We start from the raw sequence: 15,520 nt of genomic DNA, 5'->3' as shown, positions 1-15,520 counted from the left end.
ACCATTCAAGCTCAGGGACGAGCTTGAATATCCGCTTTCAGGCGCCGTAGATAGATATCGAACACGGCCATCACATCCACGTCATCGGGTGCCCGCAGCCACTGGATCTGCAAGCCATCCATCACCGAGAAAATCTCCTGAGCCAGCGCGCTCACCTCAATGTCCTCACGAATTTCTTTCGCCTCGATCAACGCCTTCAGGTGGCCCTGAGCGTGATGATGAGTGATGTGAAAGCGCTCTTTGTACCAGTTGAATGCAGGGTGCAGATTCGACAGGCTCTCCGTGTTCAGCACCATCGCTGCCTGGCACTCCCCGGCACTCTCCACACTGAAGCTCATGCTTTGCTTCAGAAAGCGCACGAACCCCTCCAGCGTCATCTCCATGGTCAGTTCACTGAACCGCGACACCACCCGCTGATCCCTGCGCTCCAGCAACGCATTGAGCAACGCTTCCTTGTTCGGGAAGTGATGCAGCAGGCCGACTGTGGTAATGCCGGCGAGCTGCGCGACATCCTTCATCGACGCGCTGGAATAACCGTTGCGGGCGAAGATCACTGTCGCCGCGTCGAGCAAGGCGGCACGACGCATTTCACCTTTGGGCGCACGACGCCGTTTCGGTGAGGCCACCTCGGGCGAGTCATTCCCTGATTCGTCGTCTGTCATAACACCTTGTCTCGTTGATTCGGATAAAGCCTGAACGAGCGCGGCAACGGCCTGCTCACGCCACCGCCTGCGCGGCGCTCCGGCGCTGGAAAAACCGTCTGGCGGTCAGGGACGCGATTGTAATCGAAGTCACGGCGATCAATGCGTTACCGGTCAGCATTGCCGGGAACGCACCGGCCGCGCCGAACAGATGAATCCCGCCGAGCACGAACGGCACCGTGCCGAGCGTCGCCCGCAGCCAGGCGAACAGCGCCACCAGCCAGGGTCGGCCCAGGGTGACGAACATCGCGATGGCGACGAAGTCCAGCCCGATCAGCGCCCACAGTCCGCCGCCGACGTGGCAGAACGCCAGAAAGATTGCCCGCCCGACCCCATCCATTTCATAGGTGTCGGCCAGTGGATTGGCTGCCAGCAGCAGCACGCCCCAGACCAGCAGGCCATAAACGATGACCAGCTTGCGGCTGAAACCGATGGCCGAGGCAACGCGAGCGTTGCGCTGGGCGCCGATGTTCTGCCCCAGCACCGGCGCCAGCGCGCTGGGCAGGGAAAAGAACACGCAGTAGGCGAACTGCATGACCCGGTCCATCACCGACATGGCCGCCAGCGCCGACGTGCCATAGGCACCGATCGACGAGACCAGATAGGTCAGGCCCACGGGCGTGGCCAGATTACCGACCATCGCCGGCAAGCCGACCTGCATGACCTTGCGCGCGTGCAGGCGTAGCAGCCGCCAGCGGAGGGAAAACGGCATCGCCAGTTGGGCGCGCAACCAGTAAATGCCCAGCCCGAGGGACACCAGGGCCGACAGCGCATAGGAAATCCCCGCGCCCTCCAGCCCGAGGCCAAAACCGAAAATGAACAGCGGGTCCGCCAGGGCCAGGGTTGCCGCGCCTGACAATACGACCCACAGGGCGCGGCGACTGTCGCCGGCGGTGCGCAGGATCTGCGCCGACATCTGCATGGCCGATTGCAACACGCTGAACGGCAGGGTCAGCCAGATGAAAATTCGCGCGGTTTCGTAGGTGCTGGCGTCCGCGCCGAGCCAATGGGTGAGCGGCACCAGCAGCGCCAGTTGCAACGCCGCCGCCGCGCCTGCCGCGATCACCACCATCAGCATCAAGTGCGTGATCAGCCGGGATGACGCTTTCGAGGCGCGATGGCCGATCCGCTCGGACAGTACCGTCGCCGCGGCAATGATCAGTCCGCTGGACACAGCGCTGTTAAGGAAGATCAAGACCTTCGCCACCCCCGTCGCGGCGAGCAGCAACGGATCGTGGAGCATCGAGACGTAGAGCAGCGTGAAGATGTCCACCAGGAATACCGCGAGCAGGCTCAACGCACTGGTGCTCGACATCACCAACACGTGCCGGGCCACCGAGCCTTCGGTGAAAACAGCGCGCGGTCGGGTCATGAACACTCCAGAAATAAACAGTGGCCGGGTGCGGCAGCAGGTGTGATGCAAGAAGCGCTGCGAGGGCAGCGCGCGCACTTTATACGTTTGTGCCCAGCGCCGCCGTATTTCTCGCTGCCAACAGCGCGTGGAAGTCCGAGGCGGTCAGCGGGTGACTCAAGAAATAGCCCTGACCCTCCTCGCACTGCACTGACTTGAGCAATTGCAGGTCCTCAGCGGTTTCGATGCCCTCCGCCGTGACAGTGAGCGAAAGCGCCCGACCCAGTCCGACGATGGCCTGCACGATGGAGCGGTCGCCTTCGCTTTCGCTGAGCCGGGTCAGGAAGCTGCGGTCGATTTTCAGCCCGTCGAAGGGGAACGTACGCAGGTAACTCAGCGACGAATACCCGGTGCCGAAGTCATCCATGGCGATGCGCACCCCCAGCTGCTTCAGGGTCCGCATGACGTCCAGCGCGCCGACAGCGTCCTCGATCATCACCCCTTCGGTGATTTCCAGTTCGACCCGCGACGGTTCGATGCCGGTGGCCTTGAGGGCGAACTGAATCCGCGCCGGCAGGTTGCCGCGCTTGAACTCGGCGGGCGACAGGTTGATGGAAATGAACAGCTGTTTCGGCCAGCGCGCGGCTTCGCTGCATGCCTGGGTCATGACCCAGTCGCTGAGGGGGATGATCAATCCGCTTTCTTCGGCGATGGGAATGAAGGTGTCCGGCGGAATCAGGCCGCGCTGCGGGTGCTGCCAACGCACCAGCGCTTCGGCGCCGACCATTTCGCCATCGGCAATGCGAAAGCGTGGCTGGAAATGCAGACGCAGTTCGTTGTGTTTGATCGCGTAGCGCAAGTCGCTTTCCAGACGGCGGCGTTCGATGATCCTGGCGTTCATGTCGCCTGCGTAAAACCGCCAGGTGCCACGGCCGCCAGCCTTGGCCTCATACAGCGCGATGTCCGCGTACCGCAGCAGTTCGGCAGCTTCGCGGGCATCGGTGGGCGCCATGGCGATACCAATGCTGGCGCTGACGAAAATCTCCTGGTCGTCGATCAGCACCGGGCGTTCGATGGACTCGATCAGCCGCCGACAGAGTGATTCGACTTCGTCCTGAGTCTGGGCCTCGCTGAGGATCAGCACGAATTCATCACCGCCGACCCGCGCGACGAGATCGCCATGGCGCACGCAATCGGACAGCCGACTGGACACGTCATTGAGCACCCGATCGCCGGCGGCGTGGCCGAGCAGGTCATTCACCGGCTTGAAGCGGTCAAGGTCGATGCTCAGCATCACCAGTGGCGAGTCGAGTGTCGGCAGCGCTTTCAGTTTGCCGTCGAGAAACTCCTGCAGCCGGACCCGATTGGGCAGCCCGGTCAGGGCGTCGTGCTGGGAGAGAAATTCGATGCGTCGGCGGGCTTCCACTTCTTCGGTGACATCGGTGGCCGTGCCACGGAATCCGCCCGCCGCCATCGAACGCGCCGAGAGGCGGCTGATGCGTTCGCGGCCGCAGGTCTCTAGATAGCGGCACTGGATGGTGATGTCAGGGCGACGGTTAGGGATCGCCAACCACTGGGACACTTGGCCGAGTTCGGTTTGCAGCAGGTCGTCCATCAGGGCACCGATCCACTGTGTACGGTGCAGGCCAGTCACGCATTCGAAGCGGTCAGAGAGGTAAGTGAACCGGCCTTCGCTGTCGATTTCCCAGACCCAGTCCGAACTGGCCTCCACCACGTCACGAAAGCGCGCTTCGCTGGTGGCGAGTGCGCTCTCGCTTTTCTGCAGGGACGCGTAACTGTCGTCGAGGGACCGCGCGGCGGCGGTGGTGCGTCGCAAAATCGCCCAAGTCATCAGGCACACCAGCGCCGCCGCCAGCCCGATCAGTGGGAGGCCAAGGGCCAGCAACCGCTGCCCCGGCGCCGGCGGCGTCCAGTGCAAAGCACCCGCAGCCCCGCCTTCACCCAGCGGGAAGATCGACACTTGCTGGCGCTCGTCCGGCGTGGCGACATGCAGCCCCTCCACGCCGTACTCCTTGCCCAGAACGGCCAGCTTGGCGTCGTCCAGCACGTCGACGAAGATCAACACCGAGTGCAGCCGGTCGTCCGCGCTGACGCTTGGGTCGGTGCCGGGCGTGATGGCGGCTGCGGCGACGAGCGCGGGTGTACCGTTCAGGTCGATGAAAGCGGTGAACGGGGTTTCTGTCTCGGCGCCCTCCCGAGCCCTGGCCAGCAGCAGGTCCTTGGCAGGGCCCAGCCACGGCTCGGCATCGGCCTTTTCCAATTCGCCTTCAACCACGGCATACACCGTGCGATCGGCGTCATCAATGACAAACACGCCTTGAAACCCGAAATCGCTGTACAGCGTCGATCCGATGTTCTGACGGACAAATGCCCAGTCGGGGTCCACACTCAAGTGAAGATAACGGTAGGCATCGCCCCAGAAGGCGTAGTCCTTGACCGTGACGGTCAGGGTTTTCTGCAGGGAGCGCACTGCTTTTTCGGTATAGAACGCGCTTTCGAGTTCCTCGGTGTGATCAAGGTCGTGGGCGAGGAACATCAACAAGTAAGCGGCCAGCAGAAACACGCCTGCCAGCAGGAACACAAACTTGAACAACGAGCCCCGCGCCAAGGCCACGGTCGAGGGAGTGGCGGGCTTGATGACATCGGGGTTGGGCTGATAGGACATGGATTTCCGCAAGCTGAAGACCGGTCGGTCGCTTACGGCTGTATCGGCGGCGGTGTGGCAATGTTGAGCTGCACCTGAGCGCGCAGGCTGTCGTTGTCCTCGCTCAGAACCGCAAGCCGCTGATTGGCCTGCGCCCATTGCTCATTGGCCAATGCCAGCGCTTTCGCCAGGGATTTACTTTCCGCTTTTATGGCCGCCAGTTGCTCTTGCAGCTGCTCACGGGCGCCGTCGGCTTTCGCGGTGGCCATTTGGGCAGTGCGAAGTTCCGCAGCGAGGCGCTGCGCCTGGTCTTGCTGATCCGTGAGCACCCGCGCCTGTTGGCGCAGTTCGCCGAGCAGACGCTCGTTGTCGCGGTTCAGGCGCGTGGATTCATCCTGCTTGATGATCAGCGTCTCCTGGAGTTTTCGTTGCTCAAGCTGAATCTGCTGAAGCTGGGCGTCGTGACGACGCTGATCCTGCTCGCGCTGTTCCTTGATGGCCTCGCGGTAGTGCTCCAGCGCCGCCCGGGCGTGCACATGCTTTTCTTCGAGGGACTGGATTTGCACGTCCCTGTCCCGTACCCGCACCTCAAGGTCCTGGCACTGCTGACTGAGACCGGCATTTCGCGTCAGTTCCGACTGCCAGGAGGAATGGGTCGTCTGCAGCTGAGCGCCCTGATCGGTCAACGCGGCATGTTGCGATTCGCACTGATGCCTGGCTGCTTTGAGCTCCACTTCAAGGGCTTCCAATCGGGTTTCCCAGCCTGCTCGCTGGTGATCGAACTCCGCCTGTGCCTGGGCAATGACCTCCGCGCCCTCCTCCTTCAGTCGATCAAGCAAACCCTCAACCAGCGCCCTTAGCTCATCGCCCATGCGCTCCCGCGAGGATGCTTCGGCAGGCGCCTGGACGTCGAGTTCCTTGAGGTACCGGGCAATGGTGGTTTTCGAACCCGTATTGCCCAGCTCCACGCGCACGGCGTCGATGCTGGGATACGCGCCCTTGCTCAGCAACGCCAGTCGCGCGCGCTCTACCACCGCCTTGTTGATCCCGCCGCGTGCCATGTCCACTCCTACGATTTCGTACCGTGTTACGTAACACGTTATTACAGGCTACGTTATCAGCTAAAACGTAGTGTGGAAATGTTTCTTACAGCAGCCGATAATAGTACTTTATCGCCTCTCAGATGGTTAAGCGGCGACCAAAGCCGGCAAAACGCCTGTGTCACGCCGATCGAGGGATACATGGAAAAAGCAGATCGATACCTGTCAGCAGGCACCCGAGCCAACACACGTCGCAGCTATCGGGCCGCGATCGAGCATTTCGAAGTGGCCTGGGGCGGTTACCTGCCCACCACGGGCGATGGCATCGTGCGTTATCTCGCCGAGTACGCGGACAAGCACGCCATCAGCACGCTGAAGCAGCGTCTGGCGGCCCTCGCCCAATGGCACGTTACCCAGGGATTCCCGGACCCGACCAAAACGCCCACCGTACGGCAACTGCTCAAAGGCATCCGGGTCGTGCATCCGGCGCAGGCCAAACAGGCGGCGCCTTTGCTGTTGCGTCACCTTGAGCAAGCGGTCGCCTGGCTGGAGAACGAGGCCGACGCTGCGTGGCAGCGCGGCGATCACAAGACGCTGATGCGCCATCGGCGCTCCATCGCCCTGGTGCTGATCGGTTTCTGGCGAGGGTTTCGCGGCGATGAGCTGGCCAGACTGGACATCGGCAACACCCAGGCGCAGGCCGGCGAAGGCATCAGCTTCTACCTGCCGTACAGCAAAGGTGATCGCCAGCATGAGGGCGCCACGTTTCGCACCCCGGCACTGAAGACACTCTGCCCGGTCAATGCCTATATCAACTGGATCACCGTGGCCGGCCTGACTCAGGGGCCAGTGTTCCGGCGGATCGACCGCTGGGGTAACGTGTCCGTAGAGGCAATCAATTCACACAGCCTGGTGCCGATGTTGCGGCGCATCTTCAAAGACGCCGGTTTGCCCGACGACCTTTACAGCAGCCACTCCATGCGCCGAGGATTTGCAACTTGGGCGTCTGGCAACGGCTGGGATATTAAAAGCCTGATGAATTACGTCGGCTGGAAAGACATTAAGTCGGCCTTGCGGTATGTAGACCCCACCACCTCGTTTGGCGGACTGGCATTGAAACCCGCATTGAACGCGGGCTTGCAGCCTGCAGCGCTGGGTCAAGCCTGATCGGCCCCCATGTTTTAAAGCGACCTGCGGCCCAGCCATCGACAACCCTGGAGTTAAGTCAGAAAAGTTTGCTGTTAGTGCTGGCATCCATGCGCCCACTCGCACTACAGTGTCTACGGTTACACCAGTAACCACCGTGCGCTCCAATGTTCGCCAGTGCTAACGCCGCACGTCAGTATCAACAAACCGAAACATGGAGTTCCAATGTCAAAACTTGCTGAATACCGCCAGCTTGAACGTCACCTTGCCGACCAGCTCGCTGCCCTCGAAGCCATGAAAGGTGATAAAGGCCTGGAACAGGAAATCGAATTCGAAGGCAAATTGCGTACGCTGCTCGGCGAATACAACAAGAGCCTGAAAGACATTATTTCGATCCTGGATCACCCAACCGGATCCAAGCAGGGCAAGCACACCAGCGCACCCGAGAAGACCACTCGCAAAGCCCGCGCCGTTAAAGTCTACAAAAACCCGCACACCGGTGAAGTCGTCGAGACCAAAGGTGGCAATCACAAAACCTTGAAAGAATGGAAAGCCGAACACGGTTCCGACACAGTCGAATCCTGGGTTTCCTGATCGGCCTGTCAACGGGGAACGGGATATAGACCGTCGCTCCGTTGTTGATCTCCCGATGCACGCGCCTGTTGCGCGAGCATCGGTGACTGGATGAGCGCACTCTCGTTAGTCTGCAATTGCCAATCGCGCAATTGAATCGTTCCAACCTATACAGCTCATACATAAGCCCGGCATTCGCTAGGGCTTCGCTTGTACTGTCTGCTGGAGTACTCCCGTGAAGAACACAGTGGCTGGCGTGCTGAATGTTTCCTATCGCGACATGGGCCCAAGCAATGGCCCTGTTGTCGTATTGCTCCACGGATTTCCCTATGACATTCACGCATACAACGAAGTGTCGGCGCGGCTTGTCCAGGCGGGCTGTCGCTGCATCGTGCCTTACCTGAGGGGGTATGGCCCAACCCGTTTTCTTGATTCAGCCACGCCCCGCTCGGGCGAACAGGCGGCACTGGGGGCAGATCTGCTGGCGCTGCTGGATGCATTGAATATCCCGAAAGCGATTCTCGCAGGTTATGACTGGGGCGGGCGCGCCGCGTGTGTGGTAGCCGCGCTGTGGCCGGAACGGGTGACGGGGCTGGTCAGTTGCGACCCTGGCTACAACATTCAAGACATTGCCTCGGCAAATACCCCGGCATCGCCCGAAGCCGAGCGACGCCTGTGGTACCAGTTTACCTCCACGGCGAACGCGGCCGCGCGGGCCTTGCGGCCAATCGGGCTGAGTTCTGTCGGTTGCTGTGGAAGCTCTGGTCGCCGACCTGGCCATTCGCAGAATCCACCTTTACGGATACCGCGCAGTCGTTCGAAAACCCAGACTTTGTTGACGTCGTGGTGCACTCCTATCGCCATCGCTATGGACTGGCGCCGAGCGATCCCCAATATGGCGTTCTTCAGGAGCGGCTTGCGCGAAAGCCACAGATCACGGTGCCTGCAGTAGTTCTGGCGGGTGCAGACGATGGGGTCTCATCGAAACGCGATGAACGTTCTGCGGTGAAGGGCTTTGCAGGGCCAGTACGACGGCTGGTGATCGCGGGAGTGGGCCACAATGTGCCACAAGAGGCGCCGGCAGAATTTACCGATGCGATATTAAGCCTGCTTATCAATGAATGAGTTCAGATAGCCCGAACGCCTGGTGATTCAGGACTGCTCGGCGTCGCTTAACTCAACCGCCGACTTGGCCGCTTCAACTTCATCGTCAAAATACAGTTCAGCGCCCTGATCATCTTTGACGCGAAAGACAGCAGTAGCACCTGACTGCCGGTGTTCTAGGGGAATATCTTCACCTTCCAGTCTGACAACGGCCACAGCCATTATGATTCTCCTGTAAGCAATACTGACAGCAACCGAACCCGCTCACGCCAGAGCCCCTTCACATCTACTATCAGCTTTATGGTTCAAGGACACCGCTCATCACGCACGGTATTCAGAGTAAGGCAGAGATTGAGGGTGTATCGGTGGCACACTGAAAATCTGTGCACTTTGAACGGTGACTGGCAGCGGGCGATATTCAAGATCGATCAGGCGAACGCCGTTGATCAGGGGCTGCCCACACGGCAATGCGCCAAATGCCGTGGCCAGCAGAATCTGCTCGGGATCAAATAACACAATGGTCTCTGCGCTGTCCGCGTCCATATACAGCGAGTACGGACAGGGAACGTCCGGACAGACGTGATGACGAAGTTCGTTCAACACGCGCAAGCGGCGGTAGACAACGGTGCCTTCCCCCAACGATCTGCTGTACCAGGTATTCATTGCACTGCCCATCTCGTAAGCGTTATCAGTATCGACCCTGGGCTGAATCGATTCGTTCAACAGCAATGACGATGGACTGGGAGAACGTCACAGGCGAGCTTTAAACAGGGCGTGAATCTTGTCGATGACCTGGTCTATATCAAATGGCTTTTCAATCACTTCGTCAAACAGGTCTGGCCGTTCGGCCCCCATGTAAGCCTGTGCGCCACTCATGAGCATGATGGGCGTCAGGGCGTGCATCGCGCGGGCCTTGATGCTCTCGGCGAGTTCCAGGCCGGTCATGCCCGGCATCATGAAATCGGTGATGATCAGGTCGGGCCGCTCGCGGTCCAGAATGTCCAGCGCCTTGTGCCCGCTGCCGGCCACCACCGTCTGAAAGCCCTCGTCCTCCAGTGCGAAGCTGAGGATATCGGCAATCAGGTATTCATCATCAATGATCAGAATGGTCGGCATCAGATGAGCACGTCCCACACTGTCGCGAGGGTCGGGCGCCTGCGTGAACAACTCACTGGTAGTGACCACCCCCACGTTGCGAATCGCATATCTCAGACCTTCTTCATGGTGATTCCAGCGTTGCTCATCACGACTTCAAGTGGCGAGGGATCGTAGGCATTGTCTCTGATCTTCAGAATCGAAACCTGCCGTTGAAGTTCAGTCCGATGCTGTACGAACTGGACGAGCAGCAGGTTATCCACGACGCCGGAGATATCCGTTGCAGGAAAGCTCACGGGGCCGTCAAACAATCGCCGCGCTTCCCAGGCCGCCATCACCGTGACTCCGCGGGCGCGAAGTTCGCTGAGCAAGGCGTCAAGCACGTCTGGCACTCGGCTCTGATCGGCGGCCGCCCGGCCCAGGGCGTTGAGGCTGTCGATGAACACGCGTTTGATCTGTAGTCGCTCTACCCTGTCGAGCAAGTCGTAACAGGCGCGATCAATCAGACCTGCCGAGGCTGGGGACCAGACGATGTGCAGCGCGTCCGACGCCTGCAGTGCCGTCAAGTCCACGCCGAGCGAACGTGCTTTGCTCATCGCCCGCTGCGGCGACTCGTGAAAACCAAAGTAAAGCCCTGGTTCCTCTGCGCAACAGCCGCCCAGAAACTGGATGCCCAGTGAAGTCTTGCCGGCCCCTGAAGGCCCCATGATAAGCGTGACCGAAGAGCGGACCAGACCGCCACCGATGTGGGCGTCCAGCCCCTTGATGCCGCTGCTCAGCATGGCGTGGGGGTATTCGGGCATGGCGTCGTTTCGGGTCAGCATGCATTCGAGACGCGGATAAATGGAAATGCCCTGCTCGTTGATTTCAAATTCATGTGCGCCCGGGATCGCGCCGCTGCCCCGCGTCTTGCGCATCGTGATCCGACGCACCGTGCTCGACCCGACCGTGTCTTCGCCCATCTCGATCACGCCGTCGACCATGGTGTGCTCGGGACTGCCATCGTCCAGTTGCGAGCTGGTCAGGAACAGCACCGTGCAGCCGGCGAAGGCGGCGTGCCCCTGCAGCTCGGAGATGAATTGTTTGGTGTCCAGAGGCGTTTCTGCCCTGGAGCGCGCGTTGAGCAGACCGTCCAGAATCAACAGACTGGAATGCTGGCGGGTGATCTCGCGGCGCAGCAACTTCACGACTTCGTCCAGACCATCGTTCTCCAGGGTGTCGAACGCGCTGACAAACTGGATGCTCTGGCCCACCGCCGCGCGATCAAAGAAGCTCAGGGTGGAGAGGAAATGAAACAGCCGGTCATGGGGTTCGGCAAGCAACGTTGCGAACAGCACGCGGCCGTTTTGCCGGACATGGTTGAACCCCAACTGGTTGGCAAGGATTGTCTTGCCCGACCCGGGGCGCCCTTGAATGATGTACGAGGCGCCCGCAACGAGGCCTCCTTTGAGCAGTGCGTCGAAGCCCTTGATCCCACTTTCGAGGCGTTTTAGCTGATTCAAATCCGCTCCCTTTCCCGATGTGCATCAGGCCTGAAAATACGCATTGCTCACGCGCGAAGGCCAATACAGTGGCGGGTAATCGCGGATCAGTCCAGCGTGTCGCGACGCAGCGGATTGCGGGAGGTGCCGCTGCTACGTCGGGATCCCGTTCCGCGCCCTCGACAGACACAAAAAAGCCCGCTTTCGCGGGCAAAACCGATGGAGTCACAGGGGATGAAACAGTCCAGCCCGCAAGCGCTACTGTGAAATAGCCACAGCAACGCCGAGGCTCAATGAAGGCTGTCGACCCCTTTCACGGATTTCGGCAAGAGTCCGGCTTTGAATTGCTGAACGAACAACGCCGTTCTGAATCCACGCCCCAGCGTCGCTGCTTCCACTTCAAAGCGAGTCAAACATGAAGTGAAGTCCGGCTGGGCTTTATCGCTGAACAATTCGCTGGCTCCATTGAGCGTCGAATCATCTAATAAACGGCTCATTAGAAATCTCCATGCTGTTCGCGGTTGTGATCACATAGACCATAGGGCCGGCTGTGCACCGGCCCTACTCTCAAGGTTTACTCAGTTTTGCCCTGTGCCAGACCTGATCCGAGATCAGCACCGGTCATCGGGTCAGCGTCCAGGTCAGACTTCAGGCGCTCCTTCATCATAGTCAGGGTGACCGAATCGTCTTCGCTCAACGTTACCGAAGCGGTGCCATCACCACCGTCTACTGCCGGCTTTGGATTCTCGACGTATTCGAAATCAGCGTCACTGTTCCACGGCCCGCGTACATTCGGCTCGCCGTTGGACATACTGAAGTAAGTCCGGGAGAACTCTGGCATGCCTGGCAGCTTGCCTTGCGGGAAGTTAGGCTGGATCGAGTGCAGCGCTTTCTCGAAGGAAATCTGATGCGCGATTTCACGGGTCATCAGGAAGCCCAGCGCGTCCTTGATGCCTGGATCGGTGGTCACGTTCATCAGGCGCTCGTAGACAATCTTCGCCCGTGCTTCGGCAGCGATGTTCGAACGGAAGTCCGCGGTCGGTTCACCAATAGTGTCGATGTAGGCCGCGGTCCATGGCACACCGGCGGAGTTGACCAGCGGCGCACCGCCGCCGTACAGCAGGCTGGTGATGTGTGAATCATTACCGGCACCGTTGATGTCACGGTACAACTCGCCTTCGGCTTGCACGCCTTCGGCCAGTTTGCCCTTGGCGCCTTTGTTGAGCATCACGATGATCGAGCCAATGATCTCAAGGTGGCTCAGCTCCTCGGTCGCGATGTCCAGCAACAGATCTTTACGACCTGGATCTTCTTCAGCCAACGCTTGGGTGAAGTAACGTGTGGCCGCTGCCAGCTCGCCTTGGGCGCCGCCAAACTGCTCCAGGAGCAAATTGGCCAGACCCGGATTAGGCTCGGCGACGCGAACGGTGTATTGAAGACGCTTATTGTGCAGGAACATAGTGTTACTCCCTTCTCAGGCTAATTCGTATCAGGGTTTTTAACGACAAGTTCATGTTTCGATTACGGCGATCGGTCAACTAAGCAGAACGCACAGATATAAAGAGACGTGCCTGAAGCTCGAATTCAGGAAAGCGAAGATGGACCCGACAAGTGGTTTGGCGCTGAAAGTTTAATAACGGTCGATTGTGTTCCGACAGGCGGCGTGTTGATGTCTTGAAGGCCCCGTTAAACATGGAGGGGTGACCGCAATCGACCTGAAGCAGCGCAGAGCAGTGCGAAACCGACGGCATTGCACCGTCGATTTCTCCGTGTTTTTTTGCGAGACCCTTCGGTGACCAGTGCAGTTTGATTTCAGCTGGTAACGGCGTACTTTGGGCCACTGGCAATGAGCGCCGCACCACAGGCGGTTTTCATGCCGTCCAGCGCAACGGGGATTCCATCCACCGCGTACGTGCTGCTGCCTTCGGCGATGGGGAAAATACCTTTGCATAACGGGCAACTGACGTTGTGCCCTACACCGGCGATGGGCTTGCCGTTGAGGTCGGTGTGCGAAAAGGCCTGAAGCACAACGCCGCCGTGAGTGGTGAGGTCGCCTAGGCGGATGATGTCTTTCATAGTTGTGAAGACTCTCGGTTAGTTTGATTGAGTAATTATCTGTCTACGGTGATTGGTTATAAGCTGCTCAGCACTGCACCTCTGTTGTTTTGTGGTGACAATTTCACATCAATCGAATTGTAACCTTCGAGCTTCTCGGGTCGTCCATCTCTGTCATGGGTGACTGGTTCGCAGATCGCTGATCGATACATCACCCTCAGGGGTGTTACTTCTAATTCCTCGGAGACCCTAATAACAATCTTGACTTGCTCGCCGCCCGGTGACGGCGCCATGCTGTAGTCTTTGGCGCATCCACTGATGGAACCAAGCAGCGCTTGACACTGAATTGAGTTTTTTACGAATAACTTCGCACTCTTCATTTAGCCCTCCTTGCGGTTTTCTGCGGCACATTGAGTGACTTCATTTTTTGGATTCGGCCTTCAAGCGGATTTCCTGCATTTTTTGAAGTCTGGCACATAGCGACCGTCAGACTGAGCCGTCCCGTCCGGATAGTAAAACGTAATGAACATTCCAGGCTTGTGCACTGTAGGCTCCTTGGAAATCACAACATAATTACTGTGTAATGAAGGTTCAAAATATATCGACCGGGCCTTCCGTGCTTTGAACGTGTGAAAGCCATTTGCCTCACCGGCGAGTTCGGCGCTTTTGACATGGCCCCTAATGAAGCTCTCATTGATCCAAGGATAATAGTCGTTAACAACCCTCAACTCCCGCCCCTCCACGACCTTAGAACCCGGTACGCGCAACTGAGCATTATTATCATCAAATATCACAATGAGGCTCCCACTTAAGCCAGATTTCACACCCTCTCCAAATCGATTGGGCACGGGATATTTGACGCCAAAAACCACATTACTCAACTGCCAATCACATGCTCCGCCAGCATTGACATACAACTCAGCTGTATACAAATCTCCGCCCCCTTGGCGAACGAGTTTTACCTCGTGCCCGCTGTGACCATCTAGCTGTTCAGGCCGCCCATCTGCATCACGAACTACACTTTTACAGACTGAAGAGCGATACATAACCCGCATTGGCTTGGGTTCTAGATCCTCCGGAACTTTAATAGTAACCGTGACTTTCTCGCCATCTGGCACTGGAGACATGCTGTGGTCCTTTGCGCATCCGGTGAGCGAAATTAATAGCGTGGTCCAGAGCAAAAGTATCCTTAAAGACGACTGTGAGTTCCAACGCCCTCGATAGTTTTTGCTACTGAGCGGCCTCATCTTCTTTCTTCCGCCGCCAGGCGGATTTTTTGCAGTTTTTCAAAACTCGGCATCGCACGCCAATCGGACTCCACCGTGCCATCCGGGTAGTACAATTTTAGGAATTCACCTGGTATGGGTTTTTTGGGCGCTATGGATTTAACTACATACTCTCTATGCAGCACTGCTTCGAAATAAATCTTTCGTGCATCTGGCGCTTCATATGTGAGGTAGCTTCCACCCTTGCCGGACAGACGGACTCTCTGGACATAGCCGTTTATAAAGCTCTCGCTCACCCAAGGATAATAGTTTTCCACAATGCGCAGATCGGGCCCATTTACTTCTATGGAGCGAGACACCTGCCGCTGCGGGTTGTTGTGATCAAAAACGATCACTACTCTACCGCCCGAACCTGGTATTACGTTTTCCCCAAAAGGGGTAGGCATTCGGTATTTGACGCCGAAATCAACGTTACTTAAACGCCATTGGCACGGACCGCCTCCGTCGACAAACAGGTTTGCTCCGTAGAGTTCCCCCTCGCGCCTCTGTAGTGGGACTTCAAAACCATTATGCCCGTCCACCCTCTCCGGCCGACCGTCCCCATCATAGGTCACACGCTGACAAACGGCAGATCTGTACATGACACGCATGGATCTCAATTCAAGATCTTCGGGCAACTTAATACTCAATGAAACTTTCTCACCATATGGCGCCGGCGACAATCGATAGTCCTGAGCACAGCCACCTAACAATGTCGCCGTTGCCAAAAGCAGTAGCGGACTTCTCGAGCCGGACATCGTAATCTTCATTTCCACACCACATCTTTCTCTAACGCGTCCAGACGCAACAACGCTTCAACGCCACCCTCGGCTTTCTGCGTCACCGTTAAAGCCGATTCGGCTTTCTGATGCATCGAAAGAAGCCAAATATTGCGCCTGTGTTCGTGTTCGGGTGAGGAATTGCTGTACTTGTCCATCTGTTGCTCAAAACGCTTGATCCCTTTCTGCGCGGCAAGCAGTGGCACACGTTTAGGGTTGATCGCCGCTAGCAGGCGATGAGTGATATGCGTCATGTACTCACCCA

Annotated in this window: 17 protein-coding genes and 1 pseudogene; 3 read left to right on the top strand and 15 right to left on the bottom strand. The window is 58.4% G+C overall.

The genetic code is table 11. The features are described from left to right. Window positions 1-11: 11 nt before the first annotated feature. From JN403_RS17050 to JN403_RS17035, 4 genes are all read right to left on the bottom strand, one after another. Window positions 12-662 carry a TetR/AcrR family transcriptional regulator gene (locus JN403_RS17050; RefSeq protein WP_205483372.1) on the bottom strand — a complete coding sequence of 217 codons (651 nt, stop codon included), beginning with the start codon at window positions 660-662 and terminating at the stop codon, window positions 12-14. 55 nt (window positions 663-717) lie between these two features. Beyond that, a complete protein-coding gene (locus JN403_RS17045; protein WP_205483371.1) occupies window positions 718-2,073 on the bottom strand; it encodes an MATE family efflux transporter in 1,356 nt (451 codons plus the stop codon). A 79-nt stretch (window positions 2,074-2,152) separates the two neighbouring features. Then, window positions 2,153-4,738, bottom strand: coding sequence for an EAL domain-containing protein (locus JN403_RS17040; protein ID WP_122537011.1), 2,586 nt, complete (start codon window positions 4,736-4,738; stop codon window positions 2,153-2,155). Window positions 4,739-4,770: 32 nt separating this feature from the next. Further along, on the bottom strand, window positions 4,771-5,778 hold the full coding sequence (locus tag JN403_RS17035; protein WP_205483369.1) for a DNA-binding protein: 1,008 nt from the start codon (window positions 5,776-5,778) through the stop codon (window positions 4,771-4,773). Between the two features lie 180 nt (window positions 5,779-5,958). Between JN403_RS17035 and JN403_RS17030 the strand changes: the two genes are divergently transcribed. The 3 genes and pseudogenes from JN403_RS17030 to JN403_RS17020 all read left to right on the top strand — a co-directional run bounded on the left by JN403_RS17030 (window position 5,959) and on the right by JN403_RS17020 (window position 8,601). After that, window positions 5,959-6,924: a tyrosine-type recombinase/integrase gene (locus JN403_RS17030; RefSeq protein WP_205483367.1), complete on the top strand. Its 966-nt coding sequence runs from the start codon at window positions 5,959-5,961 to the stop codon at window positions 6,922-6,924. 204 nt (window positions 6,925-7,128) lie between these two features. Next, window positions 7,129-7,497 (top strand): histone-like nucleoid-structuring protein, MvaT/MvaU family, encoded by a 369-nt coding sequence (locus JN403_RS17025; RefSeq protein WP_122537008.1) that lies wholly within the window; start codon window positions 7,129-7,131, stop codon window positions 7,495-7,497. 259 nt (window positions 7,498-7,756) lie between these two features. Next, a pseudogene (locus tag JN403_RS17020) lies at window positions 7,757-8,601 on the top strand (alpha/beta hydrolase). Between the two features lie 27 nt (window positions 8,602-8,628). On the opposite strand, the gene JN403_RS17015 reads toward JN403_RS17020, so the two are convergent. The 11 genes from JN403_RS17015 to JN403_RS25585 all read right to left on the bottom strand — a co-directional run bounded on the left by JN403_RS17015 (window position 8,629) and on the right by JN403_RS25585 (window position 15,509). After that, the gene (locus tag JN403_RS17015; RefSeq protein WP_163022165.1) at window positions 8,629-8,802 is read right to left on the bottom strand and encodes a hypothetical protein; all 174 of its coding nucleotides are present in this window, start codon (window positions 8,800-8,802) and stop codon (window positions 8,629-8,631) included. Window positions 8,803-8,901: 99 nt separating this feature from the next. Further along, the gene (locus JN403_RS17010; RefSeq protein ID WP_205483365.1) at window positions 8,902-9,303 is read right to left on the bottom strand and encodes a hypothetical protein; all 402 of its coding nucleotides are present in this window, start codon (window positions 9,301-9,303) and stop codon (window positions 8,902-8,904) included. A gap of 27 nt (window positions 9,304-9,330) precedes the next feature. Then, complete coding sequence (locus JN403_RS17005; RefSeq protein WP_122537251.1) at window positions 9,331-9,696, bottom strand: response regulator; 366 nt, start codon at window positions 9,694-9,696, stop codon at window positions 9,331-9,333. Window positions 9,697-9,788: 92 nt separating this feature from the next. Continuing rightward, window positions 9,789-11,177 carry an ATPase domain-containing protein gene (locus JN403_RS17000; RefSeq protein ID WP_205483363.1) on the bottom strand — a complete coding sequence of 463 codons (1,389 nt, stop codon included), beginning with the start codon at window positions 11,175-11,177 and terminating at the stop codon, window positions 9,789-9,791. Window positions 11,178-11,446: 269 nt separating this feature from the next. Then, complete coding sequence (locus JN403_RS16995; RefSeq protein WP_205483362.1) at window positions 11,447-11,653, bottom strand: hypothetical protein; 207 nt, start codon at window positions 11,651-11,653, stop codon at window positions 11,447-11,449. Between the two features lie 77 nt (window positions 11,654-11,730). Then, on the bottom strand, window positions 11,731-12,615 hold the full coding sequence (locus JN403_RS16990) for a manganese catalase family protein (RefSeq protein ID WP_122537004.1): 885 nt from the start codon (window positions 12,613-12,615) through the stop codon (window positions 11,731-11,733). Window positions 12,616-12,968: 353 nt separating this feature from the next. Continuing rightward, complete coding sequence (locus tag JN403_RS16985) at window positions 12,969-13,232, bottom strand: PAAR domain-containing protein (protein WP_205483361.1); 264 nt, start codon at window positions 13,230-13,232, stop codon at window positions 12,969-12,971. A 56-nt stretch (window positions 13,233-13,288) separates the two neighbouring features. After that, window positions 13,289-13,591, bottom strand: a complete 303-nt coding sequence (locus JN403_RS16980) for a hypothetical protein (RefSeq protein WP_205483360.1) — start codon at window positions 13,589-13,591, stop codon at window positions 13,289-13,291. Window positions 13,592-13,651: 60 nt separating this feature from the next. Then, window positions 13,652-14,338 (bottom strand): hypothetical protein, encoded by a 687-nt coding sequence (locus JN403_RS16975; RefSeq protein ID WP_205483359.1) that lies wholly within the window; start codon window positions 14,336-14,338, stop codon window positions 13,652-13,654. A 116-nt stretch (window positions 14,339-14,454) separates the two neighbouring features. Further along, a complete protein-coding gene (locus JN403_RS16970) occupies window positions 14,455-15,246 on the bottom strand; it encodes a hypothetical protein (RefSeq protein ID WP_205483358.1) in 792 nt (263 codons plus the stop codon). Then, entirely contained in the window at window positions 15,243-15,509 is a 267-nt protein-coding gene (locus JN403_RS25585) for a hypothetical protein (RefSeq protein WP_240356617.1), read from the bottom strand. The genes JN403_RS16970 and JN403_RS25585 overlap by 4 nt, the downstream gene beginning before the upstream one ends. Window positions 15,510-15,520 lie beyond the last annotated feature (11 nt).

The organism is Pseudomonas sp. 15A4, from assembly GCF_016925575.1.
Taxonomy (GTDB): Bacteria; Pseudomonadota; Gammaproteobacteria; order Pseudomonadales; family Pseudomonadaceae; genus Aquipseudomonas.
Note: the sequence above shows the minus strand (reverse complement) of the source record. Positions and strands in the feature narration are given on the sequence as shown.

Excerpts from the sequence above, each read along its gene's own strand:
- JN403_RS17050 (WP_205483372.1), bottom strand. The coding sequence starts at position 662 with ATGACAGACGACGAATCAGGGAATGACTCGCCCGAGGTGGCCTCACCG.
- JN403_RS17045 (WP_205483371.1), bottom strand. The coding sequence starts at position 2,073 with ATGACCCGACCGCGCGCTGTTTTCACCGAAGGCTCGGTGGCCCGGCAC.
- JN403_RS17040 (WP_122537011.1), bottom strand. The coding sequence starts at position 4,738 with ATGTCCTATCAGCCCAACCCCGATGTCATCAAGCCCGCCACTCCCTCG.
- JN403_RS17035 (WP_205483369.1), bottom strand. The coding sequence starts at position 5,778 with ATGGCACGCGGCGGGATCAACAAGGCGGTGGTAGAGCGCGCGCGACTG.
- JN403_RS17030 (WP_205483367.1), top strand. The coding sequence starts at position 5,959 with ATGGAAAAAGCAGATCGATACCTGTCAGCAGGCACCCGAGCCAACACA.
- JN403_RS17025 (WP_122537008.1), top strand. The coding sequence starts at position 7,129 with ATGTCAAAACTTGCTGAATACCGCCAGCTTGAACGTCACCTTGCCGAC.
- JN403_RS17015 (WP_163022165.1), bottom strand. The coding sequence starts at position 8,802 with ATGGCTGTGGCCGTTGTCAGACTGGAAGGTGAAGATATTCCCCTAGAA.
- JN403_RS17005 (WP_122537251.1), bottom strand. The coding sequence starts at position 9,696 with ATGCCGACCATTCTGATCATTGATGATGAATACCTGATTGCCGATATC.
- JN403_RS16995 (WP_205483362.1), bottom strand. The coding sequence starts at position 11,653 with ATGAGCCGTTTATTAGATGATTCGACGCTCAATGGAGCCAGCGAATTG.
- JN403_RS16990 (WP_122537004.1), bottom strand. The coding sequence starts at position 12,615 with ATGTTCCTGCACAATAAGCGTCTTCAATACACCGTTCGCGTCGCCGAG.
- JN403_RS16985 (WP_205483361.1), bottom strand. The coding sequence starts at position 13,232 with ATGAAAGACATCATCCGCCTAGGCGACCTCACCACTCACGGCGGCGTT.
- JN403_RS16980 (WP_205483360.1), bottom strand. The coding sequence starts at position 13,591 with ATGAAGAGTGCGAAGTTATTCGTAAAAAACTCAATTCAGTGTCAAGCG.
- JN403_RS16975 (WP_205483359.1), bottom strand. The coding sequence starts at position 14,338 with ATGTCTCCAGTGCCAGATGGCGAGAAAGTCACGGTTACTATTAAAGTT.
- JN403_RS16970 (WP_205483358.1), bottom strand. The coding sequence starts at position 15,246 with ATGAAGATTACGATGTCCGGCTCGAGAAGTCCGCTACTGCTTTTGGCA.
- JN403_RS25585 (WP_240356617.1), bottom strand. The coding sequence starts at position 15,509 with ATGACGCATATCACTCATCGCCTGCTAGCGGCGATCAACCCTAAACGT.